At 58.0% G+C, this 18,670-nt stretch carries 13 protein-coding genes and 5 tRNA genes; 14 read left to right on the forward strand and 4 right to left on the reverse strand.

The window, feature by feature from the left end; translation table 11 throughout:
- The first annotated feature begins 28 nt into the window (after positions 1–28).
- The 11 genes from clpX to LNV06_RS18725 all read left to right on the forward strand — a co-directional run bounded on the left by clpX (position 29) and on the right by LNV06_RS18725 (position 10,471).
- Entirely contained in the window at positions 29–1,297 is a 1,269-nt protein-coding gene (gene clpX / locus LNV06_RS18675) for an ATP-dependent Clp protease ATP-binding subunit ClpX (RefSeq protein WP_263539815.1), read from the forward strand.
- Between the two features lie 100 nt (positions 1,298–1,397).
- A complete protein-coding gene (gene lon / locus LNV06_RS18680) occupies positions 1,398–3,806 on the forward strand; it encodes an endopeptidase La (protein ID WP_263539816.1) in 2,409 nt (802 codons plus the stop codon).
- Positions 3,807–3,940: 134 nt separating this feature from the next.
- Positions 3,941–4,016, forward strand: a tRNA-Gly gene (locus LNV06_RS18685).
- An 80-nt stretch (positions 4,017–4,096) separates the two neighbouring features.
- Positions 4,097–4,170: transfer RNA gene (locus LNV06_RS18690), tRNA-Cys, on the forward strand.
- A 10-nt stretch (positions 4,171–4,180) separates the two neighbouring features.
- A tRNA-Gly gene (locus tag LNV06_RS18695) sits at positions 4,181–4,256 on the forward strand.
- Positions 4,257–4,315: 59 nt separating this feature from the next.
- Positions 4,316–4,391 (forward strand) — tRNA-Gly (locus tag LNV06_RS18700).
- A gap of 233 nt (positions 4,392–4,624) precedes the next feature.
- A tRNA-Leu gene (locus tag LNV06_RS18705) sits at positions 4,625–4,711 on the forward strand.
- 16 nt (positions 4,712–4,727) lie between these two features.
- Positions 4,728–6,155 carry a site-specific integrase gene (locus LNV06_RS18710; protein WP_263539817.1) on the forward strand — a complete coding sequence of 476 codons (1,428 nt, stop codon included), beginning with the start codon at positions 4,728–4,730 and terminating at the stop codon, positions 6,153–6,155.
- 147 nt (positions 6,156–6,302) lie between these two features.
- Positions 6,303–8,141 (forward strand): hypothetical protein, encoded by a 1,839-nt coding sequence (locus tag LNV06_RS18715; protein ID WP_263539818.1) that lies wholly within the window; start codon positions 6,303–6,305, stop codon positions 8,139–8,141.
- A gap of 447 nt (positions 8,142–8,588) precedes the next feature.
- Entirely contained in the window at positions 8,589–10,097 is a 1,509-nt protein-coding gene (locus LNV06_RS18720; protein WP_263539819.1) for a hypothetical protein, read from the forward strand.
- Entirely contained in the window at positions 10,094–10,471 is a 378-nt protein-coding gene (locus LNV06_RS18725) for a hypothetical protein (protein ID WP_263539820.1), read from the forward strand. Before LNV06_RS18720 ends, LNV06_RS18725 begins: the two co-directional genes overlap by 4 nt.
- A 240-nt stretch (positions 10,472–10,711) precedes the next feature.
- On the opposite strand, the gene LNV06_RS18730 is transcribed toward LNV06_RS18725, so the two are convergent.
- Positions 10,712–11,599, reverse strand: coding sequence for a hypothetical protein (locus LNV06_RS18730; protein ID WP_263539821.1), 888 nt, complete (start codon positions 11,597–11,599; stop codon positions 10,712–10,714).
- A 20-nt stretch (positions 11,600–11,619) separates the two neighbouring features.
- Here LNV06_RS18730 and LNV06_RS18735 point away from each other — a divergent pair, with 20 nt between their 5' ends.
- Positions 11,620–11,853 carry a helix-turn-helix domain-containing protein gene (locus tag LNV06_RS18735; RefSeq protein WP_263539822.1) on the forward strand — a complete coding sequence of 78 codons (234 nt, stop codon included), beginning with the start codon at positions 11,620–11,622 and terminating at the stop codon, positions 11,851–11,853.
- Between the two features lie 604 nt (positions 11,854–12,457).
- A complete protein-coding gene (locus tag LNV06_RS18740) occupies positions 12,458–14,206 on the forward strand; it encodes a bifunctional diguanylate cyclase/phosphodiesterase (protein ID WP_263539823.1) in 1,749 nt (582 codons plus the stop codon).
- A gap of 313 nt (positions 14,207–14,519) precedes the next feature.
- On the opposite strand, the gene LNV06_RS18745 is transcribed toward LNV06_RS18740, so the two are convergent.
- Positions 14,520–15,191: a laminin B domain-containing protein gene (locus tag LNV06_RS18745; protein ID WP_263539824.1), complete on the reverse strand. Its 672-nt coding sequence runs from the start codon at positions 15,189–15,191 to the stop codon at positions 14,520–14,522.
- Positions 15,192–15,541: 350 nt separating this feature from the next.
- Here LNV06_RS18745 and LNV06_RS18750 point away from each other — a divergent pair, with 350 nt between their 5' ends.
- Positions 15,542–16,165 (forward strand): tyrosine-type recombinase/integrase, encoded by a 624-nt coding sequence (locus LNV06_RS18750; RefSeq protein ID WP_263539825.1) that lies wholly within the window; start codon positions 15,542–15,544, stop codon positions 16,163–16,165.
- Between the two features lie 293 nt (positions 16,166–16,458).
- Here LNV06_RS18750 and LNV06_RS18755 read toward each other — a convergent pair whose 3' ends face one another.
- Together LNV06_RS18755 and LNV06_RS18760 are read right to left on the reverse strand one after the other, a co-directional pair.
- The gene (locus tag LNV06_RS18755; RefSeq protein WP_263539826.1) at positions 16,459–17,391 is read right to left on the reverse strand and encodes a sensor domain-containing diguanylate cyclase; all 933 of its coding nucleotides are present in this window, start codon (positions 17,389–17,391) and stop codon (positions 16,459–16,461) included.
- Between the two features lie 552 nt (positions 17,392–17,943).
- Positions 17,944–18,633, reverse strand: coding sequence for a DUF642 domain-containing protein (locus LNV06_RS18760; RefSeq protein WP_263539827.1), 690 nt, complete (start codon positions 18,631–18,633; stop codon positions 17,944–17,946).
- Positions 18,634–18,670 lie beyond the last annotated feature (37 nt).

Raw genomic sequence — 18,670 nt, forward strand, 5'->3', positions numbered from 1 at the left:
CATTAACGCCTGAAAGACAAGCAGATCCATGGCCGAGAAAAAAGGCAATTCCAGCGAAAAAGTTTTGTACTGCTCCTTCTGCGGCAAGAGCCAGCATGAGGTGAAGAAGCTGATCGCCGGCCCGTCGGTGTTCATTTGCGACGAGTGCATTGAACTCTGCAATGACATTGTTCGCGACGAAGTGCCGGCAGAGACGCCACAGGCTCGTGCCAGCAAGTCTGATTTGCCTGTGCCCAGTGAGATCAAGGCCAGCCTGGACCAGTATGTGATCGGTCAAGACGTGGCCAAGCGCACGCTGTCTGTGGCCGTGTACAACCACTACAAGCGGCTGCGCCATATGTCGGGGACCAAGGACACGGTTGAGTTGTCCAAGAGCAATATCTTGCTGATCGGCCCCACGGGTTCGGGCAAGACCTTGCTGGCCCAGACCTTGGCTCGCTTGTTGAACGTGCCTTTTGTGATCGCCGACGCCACCACGCTGACCGAAGCTGGCTATGTGGGTGAGGACGTCGAAAACATCATCCAAAAGCTGCTGCAGAACTGCAATTACGACGTCGAGCGCGCGCAGCGCGGCATCGTCTACATCGACGAGATCGACAAGATTTCTCGCAAGGCAGACAACCCTTCCATCACCCGCGATGTTTCGGGTGAGGGCGTGCAGCAGGCCTTGCTGAAGCTGGTCGAAGGCACGATGGCGTCGGTCCCCCCGCAAGGCGGCCGCAAGCACCCCAATCAAGACTTCCTGCAGATCGACACGACCAATATCTTGTTCATCTGCGGCGGCGCTTTTGACGGACTTGAAAAAGTCATTCAAAACCGCTCAGAAAAGTCTGGCATCGGCTTCGGTGCCAGCGTCAAGACCAAGTCTGAAAAACGCGTGTCTGAGGTCTTCCGTGAGGTGGAGCCCGATGACTTGATCAAGTTCGGCATCATTCCCGAGCTGGTGGGTCGTTTGCCGGTGGTTGCCACTCTGGGTGAGCTGACCGAGGATGCCTTGGTGCAGATCCTGACCGAGCCCAAAAACGCCTTGCTGAAACAGTATCAACAACTGTTCTCCATGGACGGTGTTGAGCTGGAAGTTCGACCATCGGCGCTGACTGCCATTGCCCGCAAGGCATTGGCGCGCAAGATCGGTGCGCGTGGCTTGCGCTCCATCATGGAGTTGGCGCTGATCGACACGATGTTTGAGTTGCCCGCCCTGGACGGCGTGGCCAAGGTGGTGCTGGACGAGCACACCATCGATGAAAACGCCAAGCCCCTGCTGGTTTATCGCGAACAAGCGAAAGCCAGTGCCTGAACTGTTTTGATTGGCCGGTTTTTGCCGGCTGATTCGGTCGCTGCGGCGTCTTGCAATTCACCTCTCAGGCCGCAACTGGGTCTGAGAAAGAGAGGTTTTCATGTCCGGTCATCCTGTTTTGCCCGCAGAGCTCATCACTTTGCCGCTGCTGCCGCTGCGTGATGTGGTTGTCTTTCCGCATATGGTGATCCCCTTGTTCGTGGGGCGTCCCAAGTCGATCAAGGCTTTGGAAGCCGCCATGGAAGCCGGGCGCCAGATCATGCTGGTCGCGCAAAAAGCGGCAGGCAAGGACGAGCCCAAATCGGACGATATGTTCGAGGTGGGCTGCGTCTCCAGCATCTTGCAGATGCTCAAGCTGCCCGATGGCACCGTCAAGGTCCTGGTTGAAGGCCTGCAGCGCGCTACCACCCAGACCATCACCGATGGCGAAGAGCACTTTGTTGCCGAGGTGATGCCGATCCCGCCCGAGGCTGATTTGAAGCCCGAGGTGGAGGCCTTGCGTCGTGCGGTGACTCAGCAGTTTGACCAGTACGTCAAGCTGAACAAGAAGATCCCTCCCGAGATCCTGACTTCCATCGCAGGTATTGATGATGCCGGCCGTCTGGCGGACACGATCGCCGCGCACCTGCCGCTCAAGCTCGACGCCAAGCAGTCGGTCTTGAATCTGTCCGAAGTGGGCAAGCGTTTGGAGACTCTGCTGGATCTCTTGGAGCATGAGGTCGACATTCTTCAGGTCGAGAAGCGTATCCGTGGCCGCGTCAAGCGCCAGATGGAGAAGAGCCAGCGCGAGTACTACCTGAACGAGCAAGTCAAGGCCATCCAGAAGGAATTGGGTGATGGCGAAGAGGGCGCAGACCTCGAAGAGCTGGACAAGAAGATCCAGGCCGCTCGCATGCCCAAGGAAGCCAAGAAAAAGGCCGATGGCGAGCTGAAGAAGCTCAAGCTGATGTCGCCGATGTCGGCCGAAGCCACCGTGGTGCGCAACTACATCGAGACCTTGGTTAATCTGCCTTGGAGCAAGAAGACCAAGATCAAGCACGACCTGGTCAATGCCGAGGTGGTGCTGAACGAAGACCATTACGGCCTCGACAAGGTCAAGGATCGCATCCTTGAGTACCTCGCGGTGCAACAGCGCGTGGACAAGGTCAAGGCGCCGATTCTGTGCTTGGTCGGCCCTCCTGGTGTGGGTAAGACCTCGCTGGGGCAGTCCGTGGCTCGTGCGACCGGACGCAAGTTCGTGCGTATGGCCTTGGGCGGCGTGCGTGACGAAGCCGAGATTCGCGGTCATCGCCGCACCTATATCGGCTCGATGCCGGGCAAGGTGCTGCAAAGCCTGTCCAAGGTCGGTACCCGCAACCCGCTGTTCCTGCTCGATGAGATCGACAAGCTGGGCATGGACTTCCGTGGCGACCCGTCATCGGCGCTGCTGGAAGTGCTGGACCCAGAACAGAACCACACCTTCGGCGACCACTATGTCGAGGTCGATTTCGACCTGTCCGATGTGATGTTCATCGCCACCTCGAATTCGATGAATATTCCGCCGGCCTTGTTGGACCGGATGGAAGTGATTCGCTTGTCCGGCTACACCGAGGACGAGAAGGTCAATATCGCCCAGCGATATCTCTTGCCCAAGCAGAGCAAGAACAATGGCGTCAAGGACGAGGAGATGGAAGTCACCGAGTCGGGCATTCGCGGCATCATCCGCTACTACACACGCGAAGCGGGCGTGCGTTCGCTGGAACGCGAAGTTTCCAAGATCTGCCGCAAGGTGGTGAAGGGCTTGGCGCTCAAAACCTTCGAAGGCAAGGCCGTGGTCACCGAGGAAAACCTCAACGACTATCTGGGCGTTCGCAAGTACGACTTTGGCCGCGCCGAAAAGAAGAACCAAGTGGGCCAAGTGGTGGGTCTGGCTTGGACCGAAGTGGGCGGCGATTTGCTGACCATTGAGGCGACTTCGATGCCGGGCAAGGGCAATATCATCCGTACCGGTTCGCTGGGCGATGTGATGAAGGAGTCCGTCGAAGCTGCACGTACGGTGGTTCGCTCTAGGGCGCGCCGTCTGGGCATCAAGGACGAACTGTTCGAGAAGCGTGACGTTCACGTCCACGTCCCGGATGGCGCCACGCCCAAGGATGGCCCCAGCGCCGGTGCGGCAATGACGACGGCTTTCGTGTCCGCATTGACTGGCATTCCTGTTCGTGCTGACGTCGCCATGACCGGCGAAATCACGCTTCGCGGTGAGGTGACGGCGATTGGCGGCCTGAAGGAGAAATTGCTGGCGGCCCATCGGGGTGGCATCAAGACCGTGATGATTCCGGAAGAGAACATCAAGGACCTGCAAGACATTCCTGAGAACGTCAAGAACCAGCTGGAGATCGTTCCGGTTCGCTGGATCGACCGAGTTCTTGAAGTGGCGCTGGAGTCCATGCCGCAAGCCTTGCCGGATGAGGAGCCTGCGGTCGCAGCCAAGCCGGAAGAGGCCGCTGCGAAGCCTGCCGCCACTCATTGAAAACGGGATGCTGAAATTTTTGAGAAAAACTTAGCAAACTCTTGCGGAGTCATCAAAATTCAGCATACAATCATGGTCTTGCTTCTGCAGCGAGATCTCTCTAAAAGAGATCAGTTGAATGAAGTTAAGGCAATGCGGGAATAGCTCAGTTGGTAGAGCGCAACCTTGCCAAGGTTGAGGTCGCGAGTTCGAGTCTCGTTTCCCGCTCCAAAATTTGAAAGGAAGCTCAGGCTTCCTTTTTTGTCAGAGTCACACCAAGGGCTCCGGCAAGAAGTTAAGAAGATTCTTAAGGCGCGATAGCAAAGCGGTTATGCCCCGGATTGCAAATCCGGTTAGTCCAGTTCGACTCTGGATCGCGCCTCCAGGAATTCAATGCGGGAATAGCTCAGTTGGTAGAGCGCAACCTTGCCAAGGTTGAGGTCGCGAGTTCGAGTCTCGTTTCCCGCTCCAGAATAATCTGGAAACCATACCAAGTAGGTGCTGGGTCGAAAGACTTGGTGCCTCGCAATGCGGGAATAGCTCAGTTGGTAGAGCGCAACCTTGCCAAGGTTGAGGTCGCGAGTTCGAGTCTCGTTTCCCGCTCCAAATTAGAAGGGAAGCCCAATGGCTTCCCTTTCTTGTTTGTGGCTCATATGTGATGTACGTGTCGTCTTGGGCACGTCAGTGCGGGGTGATAATTCCGCAGCTTCGACCCGCAGCCCGGGTGGTGAAATTGGTAGACGCAGCGGACTTAAAATCCGCTACTGGCAGACTTGCTTAAGTTGTGCTGACTTGACAAATTCTGTTATTGTGGACACATCATCGCTGATGTGCCCGCTGCCGGCGTGGCGAAATCGGTATACGCAAGGGACTTAAAATCCCTCCTCCTCACGGAGATGCGGGTTCAAGTCCCGCCGCCGGCACCACGGACACCGCCTATGCATGTCCGTTCCTAAGCCTACTGTCTACACCCTGCCCATCCTTCGGCGCAGCAAAGTCAGTGCCAAGCCTGGCCCTGGTTTCATCCCTGTTGACCACCACGTCCAGGGTCGGCACGTCAAGTACTGGCGTGAATTGGCGCCCGGTGAAAAAGAGCGCAAGTGGTCCGCCTTCCCCCAATTCCCACTCGTCCTAAGCGGAGACTGCTCCCTCTGGGGCCCAGCCTGCCTCTGGCTGCTTGACCGGGCACGCGCTCGTCCGCTGCATCTCTCTTCGTTGCCCTCTGTGGCTCAGGGACTTCGCGATTACCTGGGTTTCCTCGAAGACATGGGGCTTGCATGGGATGACTTTTCTTCGGTCGACAAGTACCTTCGTCCCACCTACCTCTACAAGACGCACCTTCAGGAATTGATCAATAAAGGTGAAACGAAAGCATCCACTGCAAGCCGAAAGATGAGCGCCGTCATCGGCATGTACCGTTTCTTGATGAGCGAAAGGAAGATGGGGTTCCAGCCAATGAACCCACCCTGGATCGACAAGGAGATCGGTCTTCACTACCGCGACAACAAGGGCTTCGGTCAGGTCCACACGGTCGCTTCCACCGACATCTCCATTCATGTTCCAACGCGTGATGACCCTTGGGACGCGACCATTGATGATGGCGGCAAGCTCCGTCCTCTGCCCTCTGAGGAGCAGCGTGCCTTGGTCGCAGCACTCAAAAAGTTGGGCAATCGGGACTTTGAACTGATGCACTACGTGGCCCTGTTCACCGGCGCCCGCGAGCAGACGGTATTGACACTGCGATGGGGGCACTTCAAAGCTCCACCGTCCAGCATCACGCAGTGGCCCTTCAAGCTTCCTTGTGGACCTGGGACAGGCATCGATACCAAGAGGGACGTGCCCAATGTCTTTCTGGTAATTCCTGAGTTTCTCTACGGGTGGCTTCATCAATATGCCTGCTCAGAACGTGCTCGTTCACGTCGAGACAAGTCCCAGTTGGGTCAACACCCGGTGAACTACCTGTTCTTGAGCAACCAGGGCGGGCCGTACTACGAGTCCAAGGACGATCGGAACGCCATGCGAGGTGCGGATGAGGTCCTGCGCCGTTCCTCGCCCACGGGACAGAACCTTCGCTCCTTCATCACCGACCGAGTCATCCCCGAGGTTCGCAAGACCATCCCTGGCTTCAAGTACCGGTTCCATGACCTCCGCGCCACGTTCGGTGTGAACTGGGTCCTTCACTGCGTCGGTAAAGAAGACGCCAAACAAAAGTACATGTTGGCCCGCGAGCAGTTGAGGCGACTCATGTGGCACAAGCATCCGACCACCACGGATCGCTACTTGGAGTACCACGAGCACATGCACCATCTGGAAAAGGCGAAAGCGGATTGGGACCGTGTGTTGCTGGCCTTGGTCCAGTCGGCGACTTAGTTGCCAACCTCGATTTGCTAACTTCTCGTAGTCGATCAAAAACGTAACCAGCGCATGAAACCTACTGACCCCTCTACGAGACCTGATGAATCCGGACTGACGGCAAAACTCGTGAAGTTCGACCCTTCGCGCCATGGTGGAGAGGTGATGCAAGACAAGCCGGTAGGAAACGAGTTCCCGCGGGGGGAGGCTGCGAGTTCGTGGATCTCAGCAAACCGAAACTACACCAAGCGCCTGCCAGAGCTGGTCTACCCCTTCGAGCGCCTGCCTGATGTCTATGTGCCTGAGTCCACGGTTCTTAAGATCGATACTGACAAGCGATGCCATGCCTTCCTATGGTGCTACTTGGACAGAAGGCTGAAAGGAAACTCAGCGGCCTTCAACCCCGCCTCGCTCTCACAGGCCAGAGTCGATGCGCTGCCCAAGGTCATTGATCGCCTCGCCAAACACTTCCGCTTCGAGGGCACACGAATTTGGACGATCCATAACAACCTCCGGCGCTTGGCGGCCTTACTGACCTGGGCCGACCGAGTCGAGCATCAGGGCCGGTATGAGACGGTTCTGAGCGATGACAAGCTCGCCCTTGAAGCGCTCAAGGGCTACCACCGGCACCTCAGGCACCGGCTTCAAGCCCACCAGATTGGTCACATAACAGCGGCGACACTTGACCAAGCGGCCATCAAACTGATGTCGGAGATCCACGACCGCGTTTACTTGAATGAGATTGAGCCTCTGCAAGAGGTCAAAGGCAACGGCACAAAACCTCCCCCAGATGCCCTGGTAGGGGCCTTCATGTCGACCCTTCAGGCGGTGTTCGACTCGGTGGTGGCCATGGATTTGGGCGCTGAACCTCAGGAGGCGACAGTGCTGAACCAGGGATTGAGGTTCTTGCGCACATCCGCCACTGACGACAGCTGCAAAGTTGCTGTCCCTGCAGCCTATGGTTCGACCCAACTCATGGAACTGGCCTGCTTGGGCTTCGCCGCGCTTTGCATTGGCGACTCTGGTGCGAACTTGGCCCAGATTCAAGCCTTCGAGGAGCCCGAGGATCTTGACGGTCAGCTCGATGATCCTGACCGAGTCAGCTTGACGAAGCGCGAGTTCAAGTTCCGCGCGGGCGGCAAGCCCGTGTCAGTTTATTTGAGCAGCACGACATTCACTCGGCTGCGCAGCTACCTGGGCCTGCGCCAGGCCCTGCTGGCACGCCTAGGCTGCCCTGACCTCGCCAACCTGTTTGTTCAAGGGCAGTTCGAGGGTGGCCGGGCGCTCGCCGTCGTCAGTCTGCGCGGCTTGCATGGTCAATTCCCGTCCATGTTGAGGAGTCGCTTTGCTGCTTACGGCATTGAGCTTCCAAAGCTTACGCTGCGTCAACTGCGTGCCTTCAAGCAGCAGTACTTGGTCCGTCACCATGACCTCAAGGTGGCCGCGGACATGATGGGGCACTCCGTCCAGACTGCCGTCCGAGCCTATTCGAACGCTCAGGAGGATGTTCGCCTTTCTGACTTAAGTGGTTTCTTGTCATCCTTGACCGACCGGGTCTTGTCCGCCTCCAACCCCCGTCCGAACCTTCAGATCGTTCAGATCCCAGCCGGCGAATGCAGCGGGCACCTCCATCCCGAACCCATGCAAGCCAACCCCTTGGTGGAGCCCGACTGCAAGAAGACCGAGGGTTGCTTCTTCTGCAACAAGTTCCTCGTCCACGCTCATGAAGCTGACGCCCTCAAGCTGATGTCTTGCCGGCATGTCCTCTCTCGCCTGCTGCACCTGCAAGGTGACTCCCTCACTGCAGACCGTATTTACGGCGCGGTGACCGACCGCATCGATGCCTTGCTGGCCGAGATCCAGCGCATGGCTCCGAAGGCGCATGCCGCTGCGTTGGAACAAGTGCAGCGGGGCGAACTGTCTAGGTATTGGTCCACCAAGCTCCAGCAACTCCATCTCTTGGGCGTTCTGGCTCCCACCCCCTCGTCCCAGAACCTGTCCTGAAAGCGCCCTATGGAACTCCCAATGAATCGATCTGACAAGCTGCTATCGGTGCCCGGCCTGGCGGAAGACGATCCTGGGCCTCATGTGTACTTCCCTGCGGATCTGGTCGTCACCCGCGACGCCGAAGGCAACCCGTGCTCGCGCTACGGTGACTCCCGTTGGGACCTCAGTGCGCAGAGCACCGACGGCGTGTCGGGTCGCTCACTAGGCTTCTTCGAACTCGATCCGACGGTGGCCGTGTCCCAGGCATCCGGCGACCTTGCTCTTGTGATCCGGGAGCAGCACAAAGCCCTGATCTGGCTCTATATGGACGCGGGACGCCTCCGGGCGCCTTCAACTTGCGTGCGAGCCTGCTTGGCCTTGGGCCAATGGTGCACCAAAGCCCATGCGCTGGGCCTCACGCTCTTCGATCTGCTAACAGACCCTCGCTTGGTGGCTGAGCATGTGGTGGACTTGAACCAAACCTATGCCAATTCAAGCAGTGCCTTGATCCAAACCTTGTGGCGCAACAAAGCCACCTTGGGGGTCGAGGCGCACATTCGCTTGGCCGAACTCAAGGCCGCGATTGCGCTCGATCGGTCGGATCGAGACCGCGACGAACGGCAAACGCCCCTCATCCCCTCGCGCATCTATTGCGCCATGCTCGGCCAGTGGCTTGCCAGGCTCGACCTCATCGAAGGCGAGTTGGACGTCTTGCTCGATGCCTACCGACAAAGCATGGCCGCGTCCCGCGCGGCGCCTGAGGACGGGAGTCCCGGGCAGCGAAAGTACTTCCGCGCACAAGTTCTGCAAGTTGTCGTTGAGCGCATGAAAACCCTCGGCTACGATCCAGACTCAATGGGCCCCCTTGATAATTTCATTGCCGGCCGACTTAACACCCACCAGTCCCAACTCATGCACGTGGTCATCGGCTTCACCGGAATGCGGGTGGGCGAGGCCAAAATCTTGCCCTTGCGCAATGCCATCGAACCAATCGAGGACGGTGCTAGACAAGGCCACTGGGTGAATGGCTACACCCACAAGCTGAATGGTGGGGTTAAGAAGCCCACCTCTTGGGTCACAAGCCCCGATGGGGCTCGGGCTATCCGCTTGGCCCAGCGCATTGCTGGCGTCATCCTGGAAGAAGTGTCCGCAGGCGATCCGGCCACCGATACCAAGGCGCTCCTGTTCCCCTCGACCGAGAACCCCTATCGAGCCAAAAACAGCTTAACCCTCTATGAGCACCAATCCCGCCTCGTTGAGCGCGACCAGATCTTGGTCACGCAAGAGGACATCGAAGAGTTGGATCGTCTGGAACTCCAGCGCGGTTGGGATCGTGAGGGCATCGTCGTAGGCCAACCCTGGCCCTTGGCCTTCCACCAATTGCGGCGCAGCCTGTCAGTCTATGCCCACCGCAGCGGCATGGTGAGCCTGCCTGCCTTGAAGGCCCAACTGCAGCACATCACCGATGAGATGCGCCGGTACTATTCGGACGGCTACTCAAAGGCTGTGAACCTGGTGTTCGATCCCGATCACTTCAGCCACGAGTGGAATGCCGCCAAAGAAGAAAGCAGCTACTTTGGTTATGTCATGGGTATGCTGTTCTCCGACGAGTCCTTGCTAGGACGAGGAGCCGAGCTCATGGTTCAGACCGTGACCAGCCGCACCCCACAGGAGACGCTGAAGCACTTCCGTGATGGCACCTTGGCCTACAAAGAAACGGTGCTGGGAGGTTGCGTCGCCACCGGAGAGTGCAAGACACCACCGCTGGAGCCCATCCCCTTCGACTGCCTAGAGAGCAACTGCATCAACATCGTTGTCCACGCCAGGCGGCTGGACCGAATCATTGACTCTCAGGAATCGGTGGTCTCCAGCCTGCAGTCAATGCAAGAGGGCAGTGTCGAACACCGACTGGAAGTCAATCACCTCAAGATCTTGCTTCAAGCCCGCCAAAAGCTGAAGGAGAAAGCAGCATGAGCGCCAAAGTCCAGGTGGACAAGTACTACGCCGCCCTTGAGCGGTTGGTGGCTCGTGGGGACCCAATCAACAACGACACCGTTGCGATTGAGGCGGGCAGCGGGCGGGGCAGCATCAAAAAGTCACGGCCAGCCTACGCAGAGTTGATCGCTGCCATCGACGCCGCTGCAAAGTCGCAGTCAGAGGCCAAGCTTGCCGCTGACCCGGTGCCTGGGCTAAGGCAGGACATTGAGTCCCTGACCCGTCGGCTCGACCAAGCCCTGGAGCGCGAGTTGTGCCTTCTTGAGGAGGTGTATGACCTGCGCGAGAAGAATCGCCAGCTTGAGGAAAACATCCGGTTGTTGAAGATGGGCAGGTTGGTGGAAGTCCGCTGATCCAGGACGGCACTCGATCTCGGGCTGGCTGTTGCCGGTACGCAGGAGCGTCCGGATCGTGGTTTGCCGATGTTGCTTCAAGACGTTCACCTCGTGAATCTCCCCCTCATGATCAAGGGTGAGGGAAGTTACGTCCTGCTCGTCAGAGCAGAGGCGCCTGACTTATCGAATTCACTGGTTCAATTTGCCCTGGACAAATGGAGCAGTTACCTGACCATGGGTGGGGCGGGCTGCTATCCACTATTGGAATAGATCCTTCTCCACATGCGCCACATATCGGTTTGTATAAAAAAGATCGGGCTCATGCCGGACGGGGCGAATGATCAGGCGAAAATCTGGTGATGCTGGCATTTTTGCATTAAAGGTAACCAGCCCGATCCCGAACATTTGACACAAAGACTCAAGGCGAGCCAGTTCATCAGGCGAGACGCCCTGTGGAATGACCAAATAACTCTTGTGGCTAAAAAGCTTATACGCGCAAGCTTGGCCGAAGCCGATCACCAAGCCGGTGGCATCCACTTTTATTTCGGCAGAAACAATGCTCGTCGGGCCTTTGATCACGTCACTCCTGCGGCTTTCAGATTTCCCGATGACGTCTGGCGTCCCCCATCTGTCCCGGAAGGCGTTACCACCCAGACTGATGGCGTGCGTAACCTCCTCCAGCTCATTTTTGAGCCAATGCGCAAAGAGCGGATAGAAAACATCCTCCCTGATTCTTTGTTGAGATTGGGTTGATGATTCAAAATGAGGCGTCACAGCTTCGAGGTCTCTGAACGCAAGGTGTCTGAAAACACCCTTGATGGGCTTGTAAACTTTTTCTGGATGGACAACATCCAAGTTCCAGATTGAAGAGTTCACCGTGCTGTGCTTCAAGTCCGGCGCAATCTGGCAGATGTTCCGATGCAACTCTGAGTAGCGCAGTCCTTGGGGATTGGTGAGCAAAATTTCGAAAGCCAAGCCACGAATACGAGTACCAATGGGCTGCCTGGATTTGATTCGTTCGGTTGGATTTCTTGCTGTAGATGTTGTTATTGAACTTTCGACCATAGAGGCTTCATGGCAGCCATCAAAATGGCCAGAAGTGTAAACGTAAATGCTACTCAAAGTCTGTAGACTCAAAGTATTCATACCAAGCAAGCTCCTCGCCCATGGATCGGCGAGGACACCCACATCAATCGGCACGGGAACGCTTGGCACTTCGCCTGCGCGCTGAGCGTGCTCAACGGGGGCTCTCCCAAGAAGAACTGGCCGACCTGGCCGGGGTCCACCGCACCTACCTGGGTTCAGTTGAGCGGCAAGAGCGCAACATCAGCATAGACAACATCGAACAACTGGCCGCCGCTTTGGACTTGGACATCGCTGAGCTGCTGAAGCCGCTTTGACGGCCGGTGGTTTTCCAGATCAAGACCAAATCAGTATCGCGGCCTGGCTCGCCTGGTGAGCCCGGAGCAGATGACACCCGCGAATCTGTATGTCGCGATGACGCGCGGCGCCCGCCGTCTTGTCATTTGCTCTGCGAGCCAAACGCTCACGCCTGCTAGGAGCTGATCCAGCGGCAGGCAATCAGGTCGACGCGAGTGGCCGGCAGCTTTGCAGCGTTTGCTGACGGTCGCGGTCGGAGCTTGTACGGCGGCAATGTGCCCAAAGCGGGTATTCGCGCGGGCTCGGAGAATTCACACAATCGACCCTCAGCGATCGTTCGCGCATTCGAGCTTGCCTGCTCAAGACCTGTCGTTCAGTCTGGGAACGTCGAGATTTGGTTGCACCAGCGGCCCCTTAAGGCTGAGCATCACAACCAGTCTAGTGGCGGGCCCGTCGCGCGCTTAATTGCCAGCGCGATATAGCCGCGTGCCAAATCGCCGCCAGGTAATCAGAACTGCGTGTGCAAAGACGGGCGCACAATGCGGTTCGACGCCTTCGCAGATTCTTGAGTTAGCGCCGCCACACTCCTGGCCGCGGTACAGCAACCGTTCAAAGGAATTCCAAATGCAGGTCGCTCCAGTCCGCGTGGATGAAGCCCAAAGCCTGTCGGCGCTGTCTGGATTGGAGGTTCTGGATACAGGGCCAGAAGCGCAGTTCGATGCCCTCGTTCGGGTAGCCTCGTTGGCCTGTGGCACGCCCATAGCCCTACTCAGCCTTGTCGACCGCAACCGCCAATGGTTCAAAGCCAACATAGGTCTGCCAGGTTTCACCCAGACGCCGCGTGACATCGCGTTCTGCGCGCATGGCGTGCTCGGCGATGACCTGCTCGAAGTACCGGATGCCCAGCTTGACTCACGCTTTGCCGACAACCCGCTCGTCACCGGGGAGCCGCATGTACGCTTTTACGCTGGCGCACCCATCCGCCTGAACGACGGGTACTGCATCGGCACGCTGTGCGTCGTCGACCACAAACCACGCCAACTGGACGAAGCGCAACGTGACATCCTCCGGTCGCTTGCGCTGATGGCTTCCAGCGCGCTCGAAGCGCGACGCGCGCTGGTGGCTGCTGTCGATCTAGTCGAAGACTTGTACGACAACGCCCCGTGCGCCTACCACTCGCTCGACGCGCAAGGTACCTTTCTGCACATCAACGCCACGGAACTGGCATGGCTGGGTTGCACCCGGGAGGATGTCATTGGCAAGAGGCAGATGGCGGACTTTCTCACTGCAGAGGGGAGAGCCCTGTTGGAGGCCGCTTTCCCCAAACTGATGACTGTTGGGCGGTGTGAAGGTCTGGAGTTTGACCTGGTGCCGGCCAGCGGCGCAGGTCGCCGCGTGGGTGTGACCGCAACGGCCACTACCGACGCGGACGGAAACTTCCGGACCCGCTCCGTGATGTTCGATGTCACAGAACGCAGAGCAGCTGAACTGTTGGCTGCACGGCAGACAGCGACGCTGGTTTCGGTGACTGAGGCGATTCCCGGGACTGTCGCCATCATCGGAAGCGACGGCCTGTACCGCTACGTGAACGGTGCGTTCGAACGGTGGTCGGGGTTGCCACGAGAGCGAATCGTCGGATGCACTGCGAGGCAGGTGCTGGGCGCGGCGGAATTTGAGCGCCATTGGCCCTGGGTACAGCGCGCCCTAGCGGGTGAGCCAGTGAACTTCGTCCTCGACTACCTGTCTCGCGACGGACCCACGTATGTGGAGCACAGTTGTATACCGCTCCGTCCAAACGATAGTGCGGTCGATGGCTTCGTGGTGGTTACGCACGATGTGACGCAGCAAAAACTGGAAGAGTCTCGTCTCCTCGGGCTGGCTGAGCACGACCCGTTAACCGGGCTCTTGAACCGTACCGGCTTCGAGCGTTACTTGGATCGCGCGCTCGCAGAGGGAAACAGCGCATCCCTGGCCTTACTGTATGTCGATCTGGACCATTTCAAGCCAGTCAACGACCAGCACGGACACCCAGTAGGTGACCATGTCCTTCAAGCCTTCGCCAAGCGCCTGATGAACCTGGTCCGCCCGACCGACGCCGTGTCGCGCCTGGGCGGAGACGAATTTGCGATTGCGCTGCTGGGCATTGAACAGCGCACGGACGCCGAGTTGGTGGCCGACAAGGTGCTGTCTGCGGCCAAGGCACCATTCCGCATCGACGGGTTGGAAATCACCATCGGCGCCAGCGTCGGAGTGGCGTTTGAGGACTGCCCCGTTAACGGATGGCAAGACTTGGTGAAACGGGCGGACGCAAAGTTACTGGTGGCCAAGGCCGGCGGCCGTGGGCGCCAGGTCGGGGCGCATGAAGTCGCCTGACGCGACCATGGGCCGCCCTCATACTGACGCTAGCGAACGTCAGCAAGTGGCCGACTTAGTGAATTCATCGGGCCGGGTCGAATACCCGCTATGGGCACCGAGTTGCCGCACAGACCTTGCCCCCGAATTGTCTCGGCCCGCGATAGGCCGACAGTTCGAAGCAGCAACGAAAAGCTGATGTTCGCCTCGCCGACCATTTTGGTCAGTTCAATTCCGGCGGCGCCCGACACCCCGAATGTCAAGCCCGCCGAGATGCGCACTGACATCCAAGGCGCACTGAAGGCTCAGACCCAGGCGCAACGCCTGGCTGGGCTCAGCCTTTGGACGGGCGCTGGGTTCGGGTCTTGCTGACGCGGGTGATAACCACCCCCAGACCCAGGGCCAAGAGTACCAGTGACGCAGGCTCGGGCACGGGGCCTAGGAGGACGTTGTCCAGTCGGCTGTCATCTGGGCCGGTCTTGAATTCGGCATTGATTTGCAGCCGGGTAACATTGCCCAAGATAGTTTGGAACTGCGCTTCAGTGGGCGCCGCACCCGATGCCGGATTGAAGCCCGTGCCGCCCAGACGCCAGCGGGTGTCGGCCGCGGAGAGCGAAGCGACAAAGGTGCTGAAGGTGGGTAGAGGCGCGCCGCCGTACCAGTACAGCACCTGGTCGCCCGAGCCGATCAAGGCGGTGTAGTAGTCCGCGCCATTGCTGTCGATGGACACTTCGGTCAGGTCGAAGGACAGAGTGCTGCCGTACAAGGACGACCAGTTGCCCAGGAACTTGGCCGGTGCGCGGAAAGAGGTTTCGGCGAACTGGTCATCGGTCCGGATGACACCAGCCTCCCAACTGGCCGAGACACTACTGGTGCCTGGCAGGTCACTGACGGACCAACCATCAGCATTCACATCAAAGGTGCTGCCCGCACCAGCCGCCTGTGCGCCAACGCCACTCAACAAGGCAAGTGCCAGAGCCCCAAGGGTGTGTTTTTTGGTGTTCATGCGCGCCTTCAAAATTTGAGGACTGTAATGAGTGCACCTTACGACAAATCGCCACTGACCGAAAGCCCTTGTTCATGGGCGCACTGCGCCAACGCCCTCAGACAATGACAGAGATCGACTGCAGCCCCCCCGACGAAGGCGCACAGTTGCATCACTGATGCAGGTCACGAACATTGCGAAATACAGAGACTAGGGATATCCGCTATTAGCCGTGAGAAGCAGTTCCCTGTTGAGCCACACAGTGGGCGTTCAATGCGTACAGCTTTCGCAGAACTTAATTGACCCAGGGCAAAGACACCGGCTGCGCGCCGGCGCATCTTGTTGGGCCCTCAACTCGATGGGAGACCATCATGGGATCAGCAGCCGACAAAGCTCATCGCGAGCCGTGGAACAAAGGCAAGATCGTGGGCCAGAAAGCGCCATTCAAGCTAAAGGACATCTGGGCGCTCCGGGTTCGACTTCAGATAGAAGGCCGGGTGCGTGAGCTGGCTCTCTTTAACTTGGGGATCGACAGCAAACTGCGCGGCTGCGACCTCGTCAGCCTGAAGGTCCGGGACATTTGCCACGGGGAGCAGGTGGCGTCCCGCGCCATGGTGATGCAGAACAAAACCCAGCGCCCGGTGCAGTTCGAAATCACATCGGGTACCCGCGACGCTGTGCAGAAATGGATCAAGCTAGCGGCATTGAAGTCCGACGACTTCCTGTTCCCAAGCCGAATTCATGACTCGCCACATCTGGGCACGAGGCAGTACGCGCGGATTCTTGAAGGCTGGGTGGAAGAACTGGGTCTGGATCGCGCCGACTACGGTACGCACTCGATGAGACGGACCAAGGCAACGTTGATCTATCGGCGCACAAAGAATCTACGCGCAGTGCAGTTGCTGTTGGGTCACTCTAAGCTGGAGTCAACCGTGCGGTACTTGGGCATCGAAGTCGACGATGCCCTGGAGATATCAGAACAGACCGAGGTTTGATCGAGATAAGGCCGTTTCCGCTCAGCCGGCAGCCACGGCTGGGCGGATTGCATCCCAAGGCGTTGGCCGAACGGCCCCTACCGAGCGCCTGCACGAGCGCCGGCTGTTGGCCATCTCCGAAAGCTCAGATGCCAAAGCTGAGCGCCGGAAACGTGCCCAAAGCGGAAATTCCAACTCAAGCTTTTAAAGCATGTCAGCAGCGGTTGCCGTCATACGCGGACAGTTAGATCATCGCCACCGCAATGCCTACCGCAATTTCCTCTCACGCAGCCGGTATAGCAGGCGAAGAATCGTCACGTCTTTGCCATCAGTACACCGTTGCCGCCGCTGCGTTTTACTTCGTACATAGCGGTGTCGGCCAGACTAAATGGACTGTCTATTGCAGTGTCCTGACTATCAATCAGGACAACGCCGATACTCGCACTGCCACTATGAAGCAGGCCTTTGGTTTTATCTCCCACAGGTGTCAGATCGAAGTCAACGGCGAGGCAGGCCTGCAGGCGCTGAGCGATCTCTATTGCAGCTTGCGCTGCGACTTTGGCTGACACGTCGATTTCGTCGAGCAGCACAACAAATTCGTCACCCCCAGTGCGCGCGACGGTGTCAACAGCTCGAACTGCGCCGACCATACGTCGGGCGGCCTGCACCAGGACATGATCGCCCGCCGCATGGCCGAGCGAGTCATTGAGCGGCTTGAAGTGATCCAAATCCACGACCATCAAGGCCGCAAAGCGCTTGCTGCGATGTAGCTTGACGAGCAAATGCTCAAGGCGCGTGGTCAGCAGCCGACGATTGGGCAATTGGGTCAGCGGATCGTGGAAGGCGAGTTGCTGCGCTCTTTCTTGTGCAGCATTGCGCTCGGTGACATCTATGAAAGTTGCGAGGAAGCTATCTCCAAGCGTGACGCCCGATATCTCCATGATCACAGTCTGACCACTTTTGCAGCGAACTTTGTACTCTGTGGGCGCAATGTCTCGCTTTTCAGCGGCAGCGAGTGCTAGGGCCGCGTTCCAAGTGGTCTGGACCCAGCTGCGATAAATCGCATCGGGGTAGGCCAAATGCCACCAGTGATTCAGGGTCGGCATGTCCTGCCGGGTATAGCCGAAGATTTGCTTGAAGCGCACATTGGTCTTCAAGATCACGCCATTAGATGCCGCCCAGCACAGTGGGATCGGGACCTTCATGAAAAGTTCTTGAAAGTGGGAATTCACGGAGCCTTTGAGCATGACCTGAGCACTCCGTAAGCTGGTTCCTTCTTCCGTCTAGATTGGCACGCCAGAGCCCTCTGGGTGGGAGGAACGAAGGGCTGTGCAGCGTTTATCAATCTCGGTCCTTGCTTTTTTCGACCCATGGGCGGATCGGGTTCAAGGTAGAACTCTTCGACAAACTCGGGGTTGTCCGCCGCCGATTCTTCAAACACGCCAGCCGCCACGGGCGAATGGTTGATTGCACGAATGGCCAGTGCCATGGCTTGAGCCCGTTGCAACAGTAGCTTCGAACTTTCGAGTGCACATCGGGCTCATGCTTGCAAAACCTTCACACTCCCCAGTGCGCCGTGGAGCACTAGACCCCATGCCGGCGCTCCAAGTGCGGCATCGGAGGTAAACGGTGCTGCTCCGCAATTGGGTACGCAAGATCGTTTTCTGCCCATATCTTTGCCGTTTGGCGACAACGGCGACTTGAAAAGTCATCGGGGCACCGGACAGATGTCCCTTAGGTGATGATCGTGAGCCGAGCCATGTGAATGGCTCGGCAGTTCCTCATCGCTATCGAAGCACTCAAGCCGAATTGGTACGGCGGCTGATTGCGCCCGCAAAGATCAGACCGATGCCGAAGAGGGCCAAGGTGTTTGGCTCGGGCACAGCCGAGACGGCCGAGACGGCGATGTTGTCTATCGAGGAGCCACGGCTGTCGCTGATGCCTTCGGCTGACAAGGACAGCAGAGTCTGGCTGCTGTTAGCTTGCCAACGCACGCTGAAGTCATGCCAGACGTTGCCGCCGGTGTTGTTGAATTCCAGTACCGGTGCTGAGCCACTCAGGCCTCCGATGGCCCAGCCGATACCATTGGAATCCACCGCCAAGCCCGTACGGTTGGAGTAGGCGAACGTCAACTCGTACCACTGACCCACCACCGTGTCGAGCGTCTGGGTGATGGCAGCGTTGGCAGCGCCTTCCAATTCCAAATAATTGCTGCCATCAAAAGCCTTGCCAAAGACATTGTTGCGAAGCTCTACGCTGGTGCCCAGGATCTTCCAGTCAGGCAGCCAGTACCAGCTATTGGAATTGTCGGGCATTGCCCAGCCGCCATCAGGCATTGCCCTGGCCTCAAAGCTGCCGTTTTTAACCAAGTTGACCGGACCTGCTTGGCTAAGCAATGGAGTGGCCAGGCAAAGTGCGAGAAGAATTTTTTTCATGTTCAGTATTTCAGAAGTTAGTAAGTTGCCGTGATGATTGCCTGGATTTTCCAAGCAATGCAAAATATTTATGTTTTACTGGAAAGTGATT

The organism is Paucibacter sp. Y2R2-4, assembly GCF_025717535.1.
In the GTDB taxonomy this organism is placed as follows: Bacteria; Pseudomonadota; Gammaproteobacteria; order Burkholderiales; family Burkholderiaceae_C; genus Paucibacter_A.